General features: G+C 66.2%; 15 protein-coding genes. 9 read left to right on the forward strand and 6 right to left on the reverse strand.

The features are described from left to right. Positions 1–16: 16 nt before the first annotated feature. From RIT73_RS10460 to RIT73_RS10470, 3 genes are all read left to right on the forward strand, one after another. On the forward strand, positions 17–904 hold the full coding sequence (locus RIT73_RS10460; protein WP_309132014.1) for an ATP-binding cassette domain-containing protein: 888 nt from the start codon (positions 17–19) through the stop codon (positions 902–904). Next, positions 901–2,052 (forward strand): ABC transporter permease, encoded by a 1,152-nt coding sequence (locus RIT73_RS10465; RefSeq protein WP_309132015.1) that lies wholly within the window; start codon positions 901–903, stop codon positions 2,050–2,052. Before RIT73_RS10460 ends, RIT73_RS10465 begins: the two co-directional genes overlap by 4 nt. Before the next feature lie 66 nt (positions 2,053–2,118). Continuing rightward, complete coding sequence (locus RIT73_RS10470; RefSeq protein ID WP_309132016.1) at positions 2,119–2,895, forward strand: type II CAAX endopeptidase family protein; 777 nt, start codon at positions 2,119–2,121, stop codon at positions 2,893–2,895. Between the two features lie 15 nt (positions 2,896–2,910). Here RIT73_RS10470 and RIT73_RS10475 read toward each other — a convergent pair whose 3' ends face one another. Genes RIT73_RS10475 through arsB form a run of 3 tightly spaced genes read right to left on the reverse strand, consistent with a single transcriptional unit; the run spans position 2,911 to position 4,812 of the window. Next, entirely contained in the window at positions 2,911–3,324 is a 414-nt protein-coding gene (locus RIT73_RS10475; RefSeq protein WP_309132017.1) for an arsenate reductase ArsC, read from the reverse strand. Then, the gene (locus tag RIT73_RS10480; RefSeq protein ID WP_309132018.1) at positions 3,317–3,679 is read right to left on the reverse strand and encodes a metalloregulator ArsR/SmtB family transcription factor; all 363 of its coding nucleotides are present in this window, start codon (positions 3,677–3,679) and stop codon (positions 3,317–3,319) included. The genes RIT73_RS10475 and RIT73_RS10480 overlap by 8 nt, the downstream gene beginning before the upstream one ends. Beyond that, positions 3,676–4,812: an ACR3 family arsenite efflux transporter gene (arsB, locus tag RIT73_RS10485; RefSeq protein ID WP_309132019.1), complete on the reverse strand. Its 1,137-nt coding sequence runs from the start codon at positions 4,810–4,812 to the stop codon at positions 3,676–3,678. The genes RIT73_RS10480 and arsB overlap by 4 nt, the downstream gene beginning before the upstream one ends. Before the next feature lie 155 nt (positions 4,813–4,967). Here arsB and RIT73_RS10490 point away from each other — a divergent pair, with 155 nt between their 5' ends. Next, positions 4,968–6,218 (forward strand): pyridoxal phosphate-dependent aminotransferase, encoded by a 1,251-nt coding sequence (locus tag RIT73_RS10490; protein WP_375294996.1) that lies wholly within the window; start codon positions 4,968–4,970, stop codon positions 6,216–6,218. Between the two features lie 127 nt (positions 6,219–6,345). Here the strand turns inward: RIT73_RS10490 and RIT73_RS10495 are convergent, their stop codons facing one another. Then, a complete protein-coding gene (locus RIT73_RS10495; protein WP_309132020.1) occupies positions 6,346–7,356 on the reverse strand; it encodes a LysR family transcriptional regulator in 1,011 nt (336 codons plus the stop codon). 90 nt (positions 7,357–7,446) lie between these two features. Between RIT73_RS10495 and RIT73_RS10500 the strand changes: the two genes are divergently transcribed. From RIT73_RS10500 to RIT73_RS10510, 3 genes are all read left to right on the forward strand, one after another. Continuing rightward, entirely contained in the window at positions 7,447–9,030 is a 1,584-nt protein-coding gene (locus RIT73_RS10500; RefSeq protein WP_309132021.1) for an amino acid decarboxylase, read from the forward strand. 209 nt (positions 9,031–9,239) lie between these two features. Next, complete coding sequence (locus RIT73_RS10505) at positions 9,240–10,787, forward strand: MFS transporter (RefSeq protein ID WP_375294997.1); 1,548 nt, start codon at positions 9,240–9,242, stop codon at positions 10,785–10,787. Positions 10,788–10,980: 193 nt separating this feature from the next. Beyond that, positions 10,981–12,492, forward strand: coding sequence for a hypothetical protein (locus RIT73_RS10510; RefSeq protein WP_309132023.1), 1,512 nt, complete (start codon positions 10,981–10,983; stop codon positions 12,490–12,492). A gap of 7 nt (positions 12,493–12,499) precedes the next feature. Here the strand turns inward: RIT73_RS10510 and RIT73_RS10515 are convergent, their stop codons facing one another. Further along, a complete protein-coding gene (locus RIT73_RS10515; RefSeq protein WP_309132024.1) occupies positions 12,500–13,186 on the reverse strand; it encodes a GntR family transcriptional regulator in 687 nt (228 codons plus the stop codon). 187 nt (positions 13,187–13,373) lie between these two features. On the opposite strand from RIT73_RS10515, the gene RIT73_RS10520 reads away from it, so the two are divergent. Continuing rightward, entirely contained in the window at positions 13,374–15,542 is a 2,169-nt protein-coding gene (locus tag RIT73_RS10520; protein ID WP_309132025.1) for an FAD-dependent oxidoreductase, read from the forward strand. Between the two features lie 2 nt (positions 15,543–15,544). Beyond that, on the forward strand, positions 15,545–16,681 hold the full coding sequence (locus tag RIT73_RS10525; RefSeq protein WP_309132026.1) for a proline racemase family protein: 1,137 nt from the start codon (positions 15,545–15,547) through the stop codon (positions 16,679–16,681). On the opposite strand, the gene RIT73_RS10530 is transcribed toward RIT73_RS10525, so the two are convergent. Next, positions 16,652–17,654: alanine:cation symporter family protein (locus RIT73_RS10530; RefSeq protein WP_309132027.1), on the reverse strand; the 1,003-nt coding region annotated here is incomplete at its 5' end. The two genes, RIT73_RS10525 and RIT73_RS10530, sit on opposite strands and share 30 nt — an antisense overlap.

The following is a 17,654-nucleotide window of genomic DNA, read 5'->3' on the forward strand; positions in this document are numbered from 1 at the left end:
CGCATAGCGTGGATGCATGATCACCCTGGACAGCATCACACGCAGCTTCGGCTCAACGACGGTCCTGCACGACCTCAGCTTCACGATCGGCGCGGGCCGGATGACAGGGTTCGTCGGCTCCAACGGCTCGGGCAAGACGACGACGATGCGGATCATCCTCGGCGTCCTCGCCGCGGACTCGGGGCGCATCACCGTCGACGGCCACGACATCACGCCCGCGCACCGCAGCGCGATCGGCTACATGCCCGAGGAACGCGGCCTCTACCCCAAGATGCCGATCATCGATCAGCTCATCTACCTCGCCCGCTTCCACGGGCTCAGCCGCACCACGGCGCGCAGGCGCGGACTCGAGCTGCTCGAGCGGCTCGACTTGAACGGCGAACCGACCGACACCCTGGAATCAGTCAGCCTCGGCAACCAGCAGAAGGTCCAGATCGCGGCGGCCCTCATCCATGAGCCGCAGGCCCTCGTCCTCGACGAGCCGTTCTCCGGCCTCGACCCCGCTGCGGTCGAACGCACCCTCGACGTTCTCAAGGGGGTTGCCGCGACCGGTGCCCCGGTTCTCTTCTCCAGTCATCAGCTCGACCTGGTCGAACGCCTCGTCGACGACCTCGTCATCATCAACCGCGGTCGGCTCGTCGCCACCGGCACCACCGACGAACTCCGCCGCCTGCGGAGCCGACCGGAGTGGACCGTGGAGGGCCATGCCGATATGGCCTGGGTGCGGACCGTCCCCGACGTCGACGTCATCGAGCTCGACGGCAGCTGGGTGCGCTTCGCCGCCGCGGGCTCCGACGCCGCCGAGGCGGTGCTGCGTGAGGCTCTGACCCGCGGATCCGTCTCCTCCTTCGCTCCCCATCACCTCCCCCTCAACCGTCTCTTCCAGGAGGTCACGCAGTCATGACCGCGCAGACGAAACAGACCCCGGCCACGCAGCCGAACCCCACGATGACCGTAGCCCGCGCCGGCCTCATGGCGGCAATGGGTCTTGTCATCGAACGGGAGATCATGGTGCGCCTGAGATCGAAGGCCTTCATGATCTCGACGATCCTGAGCATCGTCCTCTTCGGCGCCCTCGTCGCCTTCTCCGGGACGCTTCCCTCCCTGTTCTCCTCGACGGACAAGGTGGCGGTCACCTCGGCGGGCACACAAGCGGTCGAGGGCATCGACGATGTCGAACCCGTCGACGTCGGCAGCGTCGCCGAGGCGAAAGAGCTGGTGAGAAGCGACAAGGTCGCGGCAGCGGTCGTCGATGACTCCGAGTCGCCCGTCGGCCTGAGAGTCATCGCCCAGCGCTCGGCACCGGATTCGATCGTCAGCGCACTCAGCCAGGTGCCGACCGTCGAGATCCTCGATCCCGATGCGCCCGACCCGGGCCTGACCTCGCTGATGGGCCTGGGCCTGGGGCTGGTGTTCTTCATGTCGGCGGTGACCTTCGGCTCGACGATCGCCTCGTCCGTGGTGGAGGAGAAGCAGTCCCGGATCGTCGAGATCCTGCTCGCGTCCACCTCCGCGCGCGCCCTGATGTTCGGCAAGGTCATCGCCTGCACGGTCCTCGCCTTCGGCCAGATCGCTCTCACCGCCGTCGCCGTCCTCGTCGGGGCCGCGATCAGCGGAAACGACCTCGTACTCGGGAAGATCGCTGAGCCGATCGCCTGGTTCGTCCCGCTCTTCGTCATCGGCTTCGTCATGGTCGCGGCACTCTACGCGGCTGCCGCGTCGATGGTCTCGCGCACCGAGGATCTGGGATCGACGGCCACGCCGATCATGATGACGATCTTCCTGCCCTACATGGCGGTCATCATGTTCTCCGACAACGAATCGGTGATGGCGGTGATGTCCTACATTCCGTTCTCGGCCGCGGTCGCGGTCCCGATGCGAGTCTTCCTCGGCACGATCGAATGGTGGGAGCCGCTGGTGTCCCTGCTCATCCTCGCCGTCACCACTCTGGGCGCCCTGCTGCTCGCCACCCGGATCTTCGAACGCTCCATCCTGCGGTCGGGGCCGAAGCTGTCGTGGAAGCAGGCCCTGACCGGGGGTGGTTTAGGGTAATGGCATGCATCCCCTGACACTTCCCCTGGCGACACTCATCTACGCGATGCTCCGAGGTGACCGAGCATGACTTCACGATCGTCAGCCGCACGAACATCAGCGCTGTCGACGGCTCGCGCCGAAGACTTCCGCGACGAGCAGCCGCTGAATCGGCGGGACTGCGCGGCGCTGGGTGTGCTGCTCGGGTTCCTGCTCTTCCTGGCCTTCAACTTCTTCGTCGACACCAGTGAGCTCATCATGACGATTGTGAGCTTTGCGGTGCCTGCCGCGCTCAGCGTCGTCTTGTTCCTCGTCTATCGCCCGCTGCTGCACCGGCATTGGGCGGCCTTCCGCAGCCACCTCGGGAAGAACCTGCTGATCGTCCTCGGCTGTTTCATCGGACTGCATCTCGTCCTGTTCCTCGTCAGACTGCCGTTCGGAGAGCTGTTCACGGCGGGGCCGCTCACACCTGTGACCGCCACGATCGAGCTGCAGGACGCGACTTCATGGCTCACTCTCGTCGTCGGCTTTCTGGCCACGACCAGTCCGGTCTTCGTCGCGTTCGTCGAGGACACGGTCTTCCGCCACACCCTGCTGGCCAAGATTCCGGTGTGGAATCGTGGCCTGTTCCTGCAGGTCATCCTTGTCCTTGTGAATTCGTTCCTGTTCGGCGCGATGCACATCTGGGCGTTCGGGGGAAGCCTTCCGGCCACCATCCCCTATATGGTCATCGGGCTGCTGATGAATGTCCTCTACCTCTGGACGAGGAATCTCTGGTTCGTCCTGGGCACGCACATCCTCTTCAACTCGGTGGCGCTCCTCGGCGCGGTCGCTCTGTTCATCTTCAAAGTCCTCGGACTGTGATTCGCGGCCCTCGGCTCACCGTGAACCGAGCAGCTCCTCGATGAGTCCCTCGATGCGGACCCTGATGTCATCGCGGATGGGACGAACGGCGTCGAGACCCTGACCCGCCGGGTCGTCGAGCTGCCAATCCTCGTAGCGCTTGCCCGGGAAGATCGGGCAGGCATCGCCGCACCCCATCGTGATGACCACGTCGGAGGCCTGCACGGCATCGGTGGTGAGAACCTTCGGCTGCTCATCGGTGATGTCGACGCCCACCTCTCGCATCGCCTCGACGGCAACGGGGTTGATCTGCTCCGCAGGCATGGACCCGGCCGAGCGCACCTCGATGGCGTCACCGGCCAAGTGGCGCAGGAAGCCTGCGGCCATTTGGGACCGGCCAGCATTGTGGATGCAGACGAAGAGGACGGTGGGGGTCATGGTGTCAGCCATTGCTCGGCTCCTGAAATCGTGATGCTAGCAGCTCGGACACGGCGCTGCGCCGTGACTCGGGAATTCGGTACCACACCCAGGTTCCACGCCGGTCCGCATCGAGCAGACCTGCTTCCCTGAGCTTCTTGAGATGGTGCGAGACGGTCGGCTGAGAGACATCGGCGAGCGCCGACAGATCGCACACACACGCCTCACCGCGCGGGTTCGCGGCGATCGCGGAGAGCATCCGCAGGCGAAGGGGATCCGCGAGCGCCTTGAGGACTCCGGCGAGCGCGACCGCAGCCTCGGAGTCGATCGCCGAGGAGGGAGTCGGCAGGCACTCAGCAGCGACCGAGTCGGCAGCGGTTTCCTTCATCGTGTCGCCGTTTCGCTCGTGAAGGGAGCCGTTTCGCTCCTGAAGGGATCGGTGTGGAACCAGCGGCGCGCGGCCCACAGGGAGACGTAGACGAGGCCGACGAGCACCGGCACCTCGATGAGCGGGCCGACGACCCCGGCCAGGGCCTGGCCGCTGGTGGCTCCGAAGGTGCCGATCGCGACGGCGATCGCGAGTTCGAAGTTGTTGCCGGCTGCGGTGAAGGCCAGCGTCGTCGAGCGGGCATAGCCGAGTCCGATTCCGCGCCCGAGCAGGAGGCCGGCGAACCACATGAGTCCGAAGTAGACGAGCAGGGGCAGTGCGATCCGCGCGACGTCGAGCGGATTGGCGATGATCGCGTCGCCCTGGAGGGCGAAGAGCAGGACGATCGTGAACAGCAGCCCGTAGAGCGCCCAGGGGCCGATCACGGGCAGGAACTTCTCCTCGTACCACTCCCGGCCCTGGCGCTTCTCACCGATCCAGCGGGAGGCGAACCCGGCGATCAGCGGCACGCCGAGGAACACGAGGACGTTGAGTGCGATCTGCCACACAGACACCTCCAGGCCCTGAGTGTCGAGGCCGAGCCAACCGGGCAGCACGGTGAGGTAGAACCAGCCCAGCACGGAGAACATCACCACTTGGAACACGGAGTTGATCGCCACCAGCACCGCGGTCGCTTCGCGGTCACCGCAGGCGAGGTCGTTCCAGATCACGACCATGGCGATGCAGCGGGCCAGACCGACGATGATGAGTCCGGTGCGGAATTCCGGGAGGTCGGGCAGGAACAGCCAGGCGAGGGCGAACATGACCGCGGGACCGGCCAGCCAGTTGAGGACCAGCGAGGAGATGAGGAGCTTCTTGTCACCGGTGACCGCGGCGACCTTGTCGTAGCGAACCTTCGCGAGCACGGGGTACATCATCACCAGCAGACCCAGGCCGATGGGCACCGAGATGCCGCCGACCTCCATCCGGCCCAGCAGCTCGGACACTGCTGGAACGAACCGCCCCACGAGCAGTCCGGCGACCATCGCCAGCCCGATCCAGGCGGGCAGCCACTTGTCGAGGGTGGACAGCCGCTTCGGGCCGGCAGGTGCGGAGGCAGAGGTCAGTTGTGACACGGAAGACTGATTCGACATGCTTCTATATTGACAGTCATCGATGCAATGCGGCAAATCCGCGTCGCCCGGGGGACAAAGGTCTCCGAAACGTGCCTCTCACAGCTTGGGACCGGCTCGGAGCAGAACATAGCGTAGAGATCGGAAGCACCGTCACGAAAGGTCCCACGATTCCCATGTTCAGGCAGTCCTCCAAATTGGCCAACGTTCTCTACGACATTCGGGGACCCGTCCTCGAAGAGGCGGAGGCCATGGAGGCGGCGGGCCACTCCATCCTCAAGCTCAACATCGGCAACCCCGCACCCTTCGGCTTCGAAGCCCCGGAGGCCATCGTCGTCGACATGGTCAAGCAGCTGCCCGAAGCGCGGGGCTACTCGGATTCGCGCGGCATCCTCTCCGGTCGCCGCGCCGTCGTCCAGTACTACGAGACCCGGGGGATCACGAATCTCGATCCCCAGGAGGTGTTCCTCGGCAACGGGGTCAGCGAGCTCATCACCCTGTCCCTGCAGGCCCTGTGCAACCCGGGCGACGAGATCCTCGTCCCGACTCCCGACTACCCGCTGTGGACCGCCTCGGTGGCGCTGTCCGGCGGGACTCCCGTCCATTACCGGTGCGACGACGAGAACGGCTGGCTGCCGGACCTCGAGGATCTGGAGGCGCGGATCACCGACCGCACCCGCGGCATCGTCGTCATCAACCCGAACAACCCGACCGGCGCGGTCTACCCGAAGGAGACGCTCCAGGCGATCGCCGACATCGCCGCTCGTCACGGGCTGATGGTCTTCGCCGACGAGATCTACGAGAAGATCACCTACAACGGCGTCGAGATGGTCAACATGGCCACCCTCACCGGCGACGACGTCCTGTGCCTGACATTCTCGGGACTGTCCAAGGCCTACCGGATCGCGGGCTACCGCTCGGGCTGGCTCGCGATCACCGGGCCCCTGACTGCGGCCCGCAGCTACCTCGAGGGCATCACCCTGCTGGCGAACATGCGCATGTGCGCGAACGTGCCCGCTCAGTACGCCATCCAGGCGGCCCTCGGCGGGAAGCAGTCGATCGAGGACCTGGTCCTGCCGCAGGGTCGGCTGGGTGCGCAGATGGAGCTCGCGCATGCAGGCCTCAACGCCATCGACGGCGTCTCGGCCAACCGTGCCGACGGCGCTCTCTACCTGTTCGCGAAGCTCGACGTCGAGAAGTTCGGGATCGTCGACGACGAGCAGTTCGCCCTCGACCTGCTGCGCGAGCAGAAGATCCTCATCTCCCACGGCACCGCCTTCAACTGGTCGCGCCCGGACCACTTCCGGCTCGTCACCCTCCCCTCGACCGAGGTGCTCAGCGAGGCGATCGACCGCCTCGGCGAGTTCCTCTCCGGGTACCAGCAGCAGGCGAAGAGCGCCTGCTCGCTGACGGCCGCCGCGGGCTGACTCGCGCGTGAACGCCCCAGGGCGGATTTGGTGGTCACAGACCTGAGGGAGAACCCCGCAATGAGCCGCTTCCGGCTCGGTTCTGTGACCACCAAATCAACGTGACCACGAGTCCCGCGCCACCGCGTCAGCGCCACTGCGCGGTGACGGCGCCGACGTCGGCGATCACCTCGGCGATGGCGGCATCGTGGGCGGCGACGATCGGGTCACGCCTCCTCGCCTGAGCCCGCGCGCCGGGCGTCTGCCGCCGGGACACGAGGAGCACGTCGCGGCGGCAGGCGCTCAGGGGCATGGGAATGACGTCGATCGCGGAGTCGTCGGGCAGGGAGGACTCGGGGATCATCGCGACCGCCAGGCCGGCGGCGATCATCCGGATGATCGCCGCGTAGTCGTCCATCCGCATGCCGACGCGGGGCTCGAAGCCGGCGGCCAGGCAGAAGGACCGGACCACCTCGTCGATGGCGTCCCCGGGATCGATGCTGAACGCCCAGGTCTGGGCGTGGACGGCGGTGAAGTCCGGCAGCCCGTGCTCGTCGATCGGGACCGGCCCCACGGACCTCGGCACGCAGAGGAAGAGCTGCTCGGAGTAGAGGTGCCGGGCCGTCAGGGTGGCCGGGATCCACGCGCGGTCGACGTCGGTCGATACGAGCAGCGCGAGGTCGAGCTCCCCGGACTCCAACCTCGCCACCAGCTTCGCGTGCTCGTCCATCGTCACATCGAGTGCGGCGACGACGCCGGATCTGCCTGTCTCATCGGGCTCGTCGGGAACCTTCCAGCGGGGCCTCCTCTGCAGCTGATGGTGGAGCTTCGGGATCACGCGTGCACCGACAGTGGGCACGGCGCCGATTCTCACCGGCACCGCCTGCGCCTCTCTCCACAGCGCGACCTCATCGCCGAGGCGCTCGCACAGACCGAGGATCTCGACCGCCCGGGACACGACGAGGTTCCCGACAGCCGTGGGCTGTGACCCGCGCGGACTCTTCTCGATCAAGGTGCCGCCGAGGTGGCGCTCGAGGTTGCGCAGGTGATGGTTGACGGTGGGCTGGCTCCACCCGAGAGCGGCCGCGGCGGCGGAGACGGAGCCGGACTCGGCGATCGCGGTCAATGCCAACAGGCCGCGAGTATCGAGAGCTTCCATGATCCTCCGTGCAGCAGCTGAATAGTGAGTATTCATCACTGTAGGAAACTTGCTGTTCTGCGGCAAGGGCGTCTTCTCTAGTCTGAAGGCATGACTGTGCACCAGGACTTTCCCATGCCTTCCCCGTCCGACCCCTCGGAATCCCACACCTCCCGCCCGGTGGGGGCCTCACGCGCCCCCTACGCGGACGCGTTGCGCGCTGCCGCGGCGCGCGATTCGCAGTTCCTCTGCACCCCTGGTCATGCGGGCACCGACAGCGGTGTCTCTGCCGGCCTCGCCGACTACTTCGGCGACGACATGCTCGCCCTGGACATCCCCCCGCTCTTCGACGGCATCGACCTGGGGGTCGACACCCCGAAGGACGAGGCACTGCAGCTGGCCGCCGAGGCCTGGGGCGCCCGGCGCACCTGGTTCCTCACCAACGGCTCGTCCCAGGGGAACCGGATGGCCGCCCTGGCCGTCGGCACCCTGGGCACCGGGGTCGTGACCCAGCGCAGCGCCCATTCGAGCTTCATCGACGGCATCGTGCTCGCCGGCCTCCATCCCGGATTCGTCTCCCCCAGCGTCGACGAGATCAACGGCATCGCCCACGGCGTCACTCCGGATTCCCTGCGAAGCGCGATCGCCGCCCATCCCGAAGAGGTCACCGCGGTCTATCTGGTGACCCCGAGCTACTTCGGCGCGGTGGCCGACGTCAGAGCCCTCGCCGACGTGGCGCACGAAGCCGGCGCATTCCTCATCGTCGACGCCGCCTGGGGCGCCCACTTCGGTTTCCACCCCGACCTGCCGGCCTCTCCCGTCACCGAGGGAGCCGACGTCGTCATCATGAGCACCCACAAGCTGGCCGGGTCCTTCACCCAGTCCGCTCTCCTGCACCTCGGCGACACCGAGTTCGCCGATCGCATCGAGCCGGCCCTCGAGCGCGCCTTCATGATGACGGCCTCGACCAGCGAGAACGCTCACCTCATGGCCTCGATCGACATCGCCCGCCGAGAGCTCGTCGATTCGCATGACGAGATCGCGGACTCCCTCGACAACATCCGCCACCTGCGGGCCCAGATCGAAGGCAGCGAGCACTATCACCTGCTCTCCGGCGACTTCATGAACTTCAGTGACGTCATCGACATCGATCCATTCCGGCTGCCCATCGACATCACCGCCACCGGGCTCGACGGCCATGCCGTGCGCAAGCGCCTGGCCCAGGACTTCGGGATCTTCGTGGAGATGGCAACGGCCACCACGATCGTCGTCCTCATCGGCCTGGGCAAGTCACCTGAGATCACCCGCCTCCTGACCGCCCTCGACCAGATCCGCCGCGAGCAGGGAGAGTCTGCCGCGGCGGCAGCGCTGACGTGGGACAAGTCCGCTGCGACGCAGGGATCGACCGCGCCGGAGATCCCGGCGCTGCCGCAGGCGGGAGACCTCGTCATGCTTCCGCGCGATGCCTTCTTCTCGGAGTCCGAACTGGTCCCCGCCGCCGAGGCGGTCGGCCGCATCAGCGTCAGCTCCCTGGCCGCCTACCCTCCCGGCATCCCGAACGTCCTCCCCGGTGAGGAGATCACCGCCGAAACCGTCAATTTCCTCCAGGCGGTGGCGGCCAGCCCCTCGGGTCACGTGCGCGGCAGCGCCGACTCCGGAGTCACCATGTTCCGGGTGGCGAAGAACCACGACTGACTCATTCAGGGCACCCTCTCTGATCCGTGATTTGCCTCACGGCAGATTTTTTTGCTCGACACCTCCCTCGGCAAAGCGGGCTATGGGATTGCGCCGTCTCCGACCAGATTGGTTCGGTGCACCGAAACTGTGACCTGCGCCACCTGCGCCGTTGACACTACTTGCGAGTAACGCAAGGATATTTGACATTGTCTCGCCGTCTGGACAGCATGCGGCGAGTGTTTCGCAGTCAACGTGAGGAATCAGCAGTGGCATCCGGCACCAGCGAACCGACGACGAAGAGCGCCAAGCTCCCCCGCCGCAAACGGAAGAGGAAGCGGCTCGAAGCCGACGACATCATCGTCGTCAGACCGAAGTCGATCCGGACCGCGATCGGCGGAACCACGGTCGGCAACTTCATGGAATGGTTCGACTTCGGCGTCTACGGCTACCTCGCCGTCACCATGACCACGGTGTTCACCGAGGGTATGGACAGGCAGATGGGACTGCTCGTCACGCTTCTCGGATTCGCCGTCTCCTTCCTCGTTCGTCCTCTCGGCGGAATGGTGCTCGGCCCTCTTGGCGACAAGATCGGGCGCCAGAAGGTCCTGTTCTTCACGATGGCGACGATGGCGACCTCGACGGCGCTCATCGGCGTGCTTCCCACCGCCGCACAGGTCGGCCTGTGGGTGATCATTCCGCTCTATCTGCTCAAAATGATCCAGGGCTTCTCCACCGGCGGGGAGTACGCCGGAGCCACGACTTACGTTTCGGAGTTCTCTCCCGACAAGGATCGCGGCTATTGGTCGTCGTGGCTCGACGTCGGTTCGTATCTGGGATTCGCCTTCGGCGCCGGCACCGTCGCCATCACCAGCGTGATCGCGACAGCTGTCTGGGGCGAGACGGCGATGATCGACGGCGGCTGGAGGGTGCCGTTCCTCATCGCCATTCCCCTGGGAATCGTCGCCATCTGGTTCCGGACGAAGATCCCCGAGACCCCCGGGTTCGAATCCTCACAGTCCAGCGGTCAGGCGGCGAAAGACGTCGATGACCCCTATGCCCGGCACGGACTCATCGGGGTGATCCGACATTTCTGGAAAGAGATCCTCATCGGCATCGCCATCGTCGCCGGTTCGCAGACAGTCGGGTATGCGCTGACCAGTTTCATGCCGACCTACCTCGAAGAGACGGTGAAGGTCTCGAACATCGAAGCGGCCGTGGCCACCATTCCTGTGCTCGTCATCATGTCCGCCTGCCTGCCCCTCATCGGTCGTCTCTCCGACAGGCGCGGACGCAAGTTCGTCTTCCTGGTCGCGGCGGGACTGACGATCGTGCTCATCGTCCCGGCCTTCGCCATCATGCAGATCGGGCAGATGTGGGCGGTTCTCGTGGCACTGTTCATGGTCGCGCTTCCGGCGGCCTTCTACATCGCCTGCCTGGCCTCCACGCTGCCGGCGCTGTTCCCGACCGCCTCGCGCTACGGGGCCATGGGATTGACCTTCAACCTCGGTGTGTCGCTGTTCGGCGGTACCACGCCGCTGGTCAGCCAGGCGCTCATCGACCTCACGGGGAACTCCTACATGCCGGCGTTCTACATCATGTTCTTCTCGATCATCGCCTTCGTCGCGGTGTGCCTGATGAAGGAATCCGCGCAGCGACCACTGCTCGGCTCGTTCCCCACGGTGGCCTCCCAGGCGGAAGCCGTCGAACTCGCTCGCACCCAGGACGAGAACCCGGACATCGACACCAAGACGATGCCGCTCGAGACCGGGAAGTGACCCCTCGGACCTGAAGTCTGCCTGCTTCGACCATCGCCCCTTCCGCGCACTTGGCGGGAGGGGCGATGGTCGAAGCAGCTGGGTCGAGTACACTTGCTCCGGCAGGATCAATCCCCCCACTGGACCGCGAGGCCGGTGTCCGTGCCGCCGGATCTTTCCGGCAGACAGACGATCACGATCGAAACAGGACCGGATGGACGCGCATCTTCATCAGCCCGGGGACAACCTGGCCGAAATCAGAGACGAAGACCTGCTGTCACTCATCGACGCCGGGACCTCCGGAGCCTTCGCTGAGCTCTATCGCCGCCACCGTGACCAGGCCCTCACCGTCGCGTCGGACACTCTCGGCGCCGGTGTCGCACGGACCGTGGTCGATGACTCGTTCCTCACCGTGCTCAAGACTCTCCTGCTCGATGAGACCCTGACCAGCGGCGCTGAGCGGGGCCCTGACTTCTCGACCAGGCTGATGCAGGCCCTGCGGGAGGAGATCAGCGGTCGCCAGGCGGCACCGACCGGCCAGGTCGGTGCAGCGCACGCCGAGGCCGCGGCCCTGGATCCCATCCTCACAGCCGCCGCACTCTCCGCACTGCCGGACAATTGGCAGCGCATCCTATGGCTGCGGGAGGTCGAGCGGCTGTCCCCGCGCGCGGTCGCCGCTCACCTTGATATCACTCCCACCGCCGTGACCCAGCTCGGTGTGCGTGCACGTCGCGGTCTTCAGGAGGCCTGGCTCGCACTCCAGCCGTCCCCGGCGGCCTCGGAGTGCCGCAGTGCGGGGAGCAGACTGGCAGAGTACGCCATAGGGAGGATGAGCCCTCCCCGCCGACGATCGGTCCGCGACCATCTGGAGAACTGCACCGACTGCAGCGCCATCGTCGCCCAGATCAACGAATTCTCCATCCGGTGTCGCTCAGTGCTCGTTCCGGCCCTGCTCATCTCCCCGGTCGTCATCGAACGGCTGGCCGACACTGTCAGCGCCGCCCCGGTCGGTGCCGCTGCGGCACCGGCAATCACGACCGAAGCACCGACCGTCACGGTCGAGCAGCCAGCAGCCCCGCAGCCCACCTCTTCGAGGCGGAAGAGAGTCCTGCCGAAACCGGTCCTGATTCCGGCGGCAGCTGCGGCGATCGTTCTGGCTGCGACACTCCTCGGCTTCTCCTTCGCCTCTCCCGAAACCGAGGACACCAGTTATCACACGGGAGACGACTCACCGAGCGCCCCGGCTGAACCTGACCCCAGCGACAGTGCACCCGGCGAGAAGCAACCCGCACCCGTGATCCCGAACGATGAGCCCGATCAGACCGTCGGGACGGACAAGGATGTTCAGAAGCCCGAGTCGGATGAGGCGAAGGCCGAGAGTTCCTCCCCCGAGCCCAGGAACCGGGACGATGAGCCGAGCCACACGCCGGCATCGCAGGATTCCGGCCGTGAAGAAGAGCGCGGCGGACTTCAGGAAGGGCCGTGGATCGGTCCCGGACCGAGCGAAGACGCTCCAGAAGGCCGGAGTCCATCGACGCCACCCCCTGCCGAATCCCCCGAACCGCCCGCGGATTCGCCCGACACCGAGGAACCGGGCACGTCGCCGGCACCTGAGCCGGAGCCCGCGCCGGATCCCGGCACGTCTGAGCCGGCACCGGATGCACCACCGGTCGACGGAACTCCTCCGGGAAGCTCGGGCCAGAGCGTCGTTTCATCGCCGGCCTGATCGCCGCTCACCCCTCATTCGCCTCGGTGCGCTTGAAGTAGTAGAGGTTCTGCACGACGAGGTCGCCCACCTCGGCGGGCTTGTCGGCCTCGATGAGATCGACGATCTGCACCAGTTCGCGAGCGGACAGGATATCGATCTTCCGCGCCTCGGCGTCGAGCGTGAAGACGCGGGACTGGTCGCGCAGCCGGAGGCTGATCGCTGCGGCCCGTGGACCCAGACCGTACTCCAGCAGGCGCTCGTGGAACTCGCGGTCGGCGGCGAAATACTCTGCGCGATCCTCGGCTTCGGCGGCGGTGACCGCCTCGGTGGCGAAGCGTCTCAGCGTTGCCAGCTGATCACCGATGGACTCGTTCGAGTTATCGGCCTCCGCCGCTCGTCGGCACAGCTCCTGGGCAGCCGGAACGGCGAGAAGCGACCGGATGCGGATGATCTCCTCGAGATCGTCACGCGTGACAGGCACCAGGCGGAAGCCGCGGTTGGGCACGGCCTCGACGGTGCCCTCGGCCACCAACGACATCATCGCCTCGCGCACGGGGCTCAATGACATGCCCAGCTGCTTCGCCAGTCCTGCCGCCGAATAGATCCGACTTTCATCGAGCTCACCTGTGGTGATCGCATGGCGGATGACGAGGAGGGCATGTTCGCGCAGGGACGGAGACGGCTTCGGTCGATCGAGTTGGGGAATCGTCATGCTTTCATCTCCGCTCACACTGCAGACGCTCTCTGCCGAGCGTCGTCACACAAGTCGTCTCGCTGATCCGGCTCGCCACGATCTGCGCAAGAACTATTGACAGCATAGCGGGGACAGCCCAAGATTGAACCAGATAATCGGTAACCGATTACTTATCTCCAGCCGTTCCTGCGAAGAAGGGGGAACCGTGTCCCACGATCCACTGCTCCAGCCGTTCCAAATCGGGTCCCTGACAGTGCGCAATCGCATCGTCTCCACGGCTCATGAACCGGCGTACACCGAGCTGGCGATGCCGAAGGATCGCTACCGCCTCTATCTGCGGGAGAAGGCGCGCGGCGGGGTCGGGCTGAATATGATGGGCGGATCCGCCGTCGTATCGAAGGACTCCCCTGCGGCGTTCGGCAACATCGACCTGAGCACCGACGAGGTGGTCCCCTGGCTGGCGGCCATCGCCGAGGACTGCCACGCCGAAGGTGCCGCAGTGATGATCCAACTCACTCATCTCGGGATGCGGTCGTCGAACTTCGCCGCCGACTGGCTGCCGCTGATCTCCTCGAGCAGGAACCGCGAAGCCGCCCATCGGTCCTTCACCAAGGCGATGGAGGACTTCGACTTCGAGCGCGTGGTCGACGATTTCGCCGCCGCCGCGGGGCGAGTCGCCGCCGCCGGGTTCGACGGTCTCGAGATCCTCCACGCCGGCCACATCTTCGACACCTTCTTCTCCCCCTGGCTCAATATGCGCGAGGACGACCACAACGGTGATCTCCTCGCCCGGGCGAAGTTCTTCCTCGACGTCGTCGACGCCGTCCGTGCCACTGTCCCCGCCGACTTCCTCCTCGGAACCCGGATGTCCGTCGATGAGCGACGCGAAGATGGGATGACGGAACCGCTGGCCATCGAACTCCTCAGCCATTACGTCCAGCACGGCGTCGACTTCCTCAACCTCAACGTCGGCACCATCGCCTCGGACAGGGAGCTCGCCGAGGCGATCCCCGGAATGGGGACGCCTTCGGCGCCGTGGTTGGAGACCTGCCGCCGCATACGCGCGGCCATCGACATCCCCGTCCTCCACGCGGCACGCATCGCCGACGTCCCCACTGCCCGCTACGCGATCGAGGACGGGTGCCTCGATCTCGTCGGGATGACCCGTGCTCAACTCGCAGACCCCTACCTGGTACGCAAGATCGGACAGAAGCGCGAAGACGACATCCGTCCCTGTGTCGGAGCCAACATGTGCCTCGATTCGATCTACACCTCGGGCTCGGCCACCTGCATCCACAATCCGGCGAGCGGGCGGGAGGAACACCTGCCGCAGGAGATCGACCGCGACGTCTCGGGACGAACCAAGCGAGTGGTCGTCGTCGGTGCAGGCCCGGCCGGCCTCGAAGCCGCTCGGGTCGCGGCGGTCAGGGGCCACGCGGTCACGGTGCTCGAAGCCGACAGCCGACCCGGCGGCCAGGTCCTCATCGCCTCACGCTCGGAACGGCGCCGGGATCTCATCGGCATCGTCGACTGGCGGCATCAGCAGTGCCGCAAGCACGGCGTCGACTTCCGGTTCAACACCCTCGCGGACAAGGACACCGTCACCGCACTCGACCCGGACGTCGTCATCATCGCCACGGGAGGTGTGCCGGAAACGGACTACCGCCTCGGCGAGGGTGCGCTCATCCATGACACCTGGGATGCGATGAGCGACAAGCTGCGGAAGAAGGGGCATGTCATCGTCTATGACGATCACGGCTATTACCCCGCCCTCGACGCCGTCGAACGCATGGCGCGCAATGGTCAGTCCGTCACCTACATCAGTCCCGAGCGAACCATCGGCATCGACGTCGGGTCGATGAACTCGCCCGCCTACCTGCGGATGTTCTCCGAATGCGGCGTCTCCGTCCACCTCGGCGAGCGCCTCGTCGCCACCGCTCGCGAGGGCAAACGCGTGCGAGCCACCCTGCGCAACGAGTACTCGGACCTGGAGACCGACGTCGAGGCCGACGCGATCGTCATCGACCATGGAACGGTCCCCTGTGACGAGCTCTACCATGAGCTCAAACCTCTGTCCGCCAACGGCGGCAGGATCGAACTGTCCGCGTGGGTCGAGGGGCAGCCGCAGCCTGAATCGACCCTCGCCGAGGTGCGGGTCCCGGCACTCGCCGGAGCCACCGGGGGAGCATCTGCTGGGTTCGGCACGCCTGCAGTCGCAGAGCCGGCACCGACCGTCGCAGCGGTCTCCGCCGACGTCACTTCGCTGCCCTCTGAGGAACCGGGATTCCGGCTGTACCGCATCGGGGATGCTGTGTCCTCGCGCAACATCCATGCAGCCGTCCTCGAGGGGCTGCGCGTCGGAGTCGGCCTGTGACGATGGCGCACCCGATCACCACCGTCGACTACCACACGGCCGGAGAGCCGTTTCGGATCGTCCCGATGCCCCCGCTCGACATTCCCGGGGACACCGTCGCCGAAAAGCGGATGAATGCCATCGCCTCGGCGGAGATCGACGGGCTGCGGCGTTTCCTCTGCTACGAACCGCGTGGACACGCAGACATGTACGGCGGTTTCATCACGGATCCCGACGACGAGGGGGCCCACTTCGGTGTGCTGTTCTGGCACAAGGACGGCTTCTCCACCGCCTGCGGGCACGGCACGATCGCGCTCGGAATCTGGGCTCTGCGTTCGGGACTGGTGGCGCCCGACCCCTCGGGCAGCACCGATGTCGTCATCGACGTCCCTTCGGGCCGGGTCACCGCCCGCGTCCACATGGATGCCGATGGCCGGACCACCTCGGCGGATTTCGTCAATGTGCCTTCGACCCTGATCGCGGAATCCGTTCCGGTCGAGACGAGCCACGGCACCGTCACGGTCGATCTCGCCTGGGGCGGTGCGATCTACGCCTGCCTCAACGTGGCCGGTCTGAGCAACACCGGCGGGGCGAGCCTCTCCGTGGCAGCGGAGAACCTGCCCACGTTCATCCGCCTGGGACGTGAGGTGAAGGCGGCCCTGGCCGGTGATTCGCGAATCGAGCACCCCACCGACCCGCGCTTGAGCGGGGTCTACGGCACGATCATCTACGAAACGCTCGACGGCGCGGGGACTTCGACCACAAGTCCCGCCGAGGGCGCGGGGGCGGCTGAGGGCGCAGGGGCGGCCGAGGGCGCAGGGGCGGCTGAGGGCGCGGGGGCGACTGAGCCGGACGGCAGCCTGCATCAGCGCAATGTCACCATCTTCGCCGATGGCCAGGTCGACCGCTCCCCCTGTGGTTCGGGCACCTCGGCGCGCGTCGGGGCCCTGTGGTCCCAAGGTCTGCTTGCCCACGACGGCGAACTGATCCACGACTCGATCGTCGGAACGAGGTTCAGGGCGCGCATCCTCGACGAGGGACAGGCGCTCGGCCGGCCTGCCGTCGTCCCGATCGTCACCGGCAGCGCCTACGAAGTCGCCCGCTCAGAGTTCACCCTCGACCCTGACGACTCATTGGTCCCGGGGTTCGTGCTCCGCTGAGTCAAGGTCGGGCGTCCTGGGATCGAGCACCTCGGCCTCGGTCACCTCGGCAACATGCCCCGTCGCCTTGTACTCCGCCTTGTCCGATTTGCGCACCATGCGCTCCGACCGGGCCCGCCGGAACTCGCTGCGGACCTCTCTCATCCGATCCCGCTTGCGCCTGCGTCCCTCCTCGGCTGTGGCGATCTGCTCTGCCGAGGGCTCGTGATCGCCCATGCCGACCTGCAGATCCTCCTGCTCGATCTCCTGGATGATGCCCAGGGCGCGTCGTTTGCGATAGCGCAGGATCTCCATGCGCACCACGCGGGAGAGGAAGTACACGCCGATGATGTTCGGGACGCTCATGAGGAAGAATGCGGAATCCGCCAGGCGCATCATCGCATCGAACGATACAGAGGCGCCGATGGCGATGGAGACCACCCAGACGACCTGGAAGATCCGTTCGGCGATCGGAGAATCCTTGGAGAGGAAGCCCAGCGCCTTCTGACCGTAGTAGCAGTAGGACAGCAGAGTCGAATAGGCGAACAGCACGGCACAGATCGTGAGGATCACCGGGAACCAGTCGGAGACCGTTCTGAACGCATCGGCAGTGAGAGCGATACCGTCCGAGGTCGACGAGAGGTAGGATCCCGAGACGATGATGGCCAATGAGGTCAAGGTGCAGATGATGACGGAGTCGACCAGTGGCTCCCACATGGCCACGAAGCCTTCGGTGGCCGGTTTGGTGGTCTTCGACGCCGAGTGAGCCGTCGCTGCGGTGCCGACGCCACCGGCGTTCGAGAAGAGTGCCCGCTGGATTCCGACGATCGCCACGCCGACGACTCCACCGGCGACTCCTTCACCGGTGGGATCGGTCTTGCGGGTGTAGCGCCCGCGGATCACTCCGATGGACGTGCGCAGGCCGGTGATCGGCTGAAATCGCAGATACCAGGTGATGAACACCGAGGCGACCGAGAGCCAGATGATGATCATC

Source organism: Brevibacterium sp., assembly GCF_031179145.1.
In the GTDB taxonomy this organism is placed as follows: Bacteria; Actinomycetota; Actinomycetes; order Actinomycetales; family Brevibacteriaceae; genus Brevibacterium.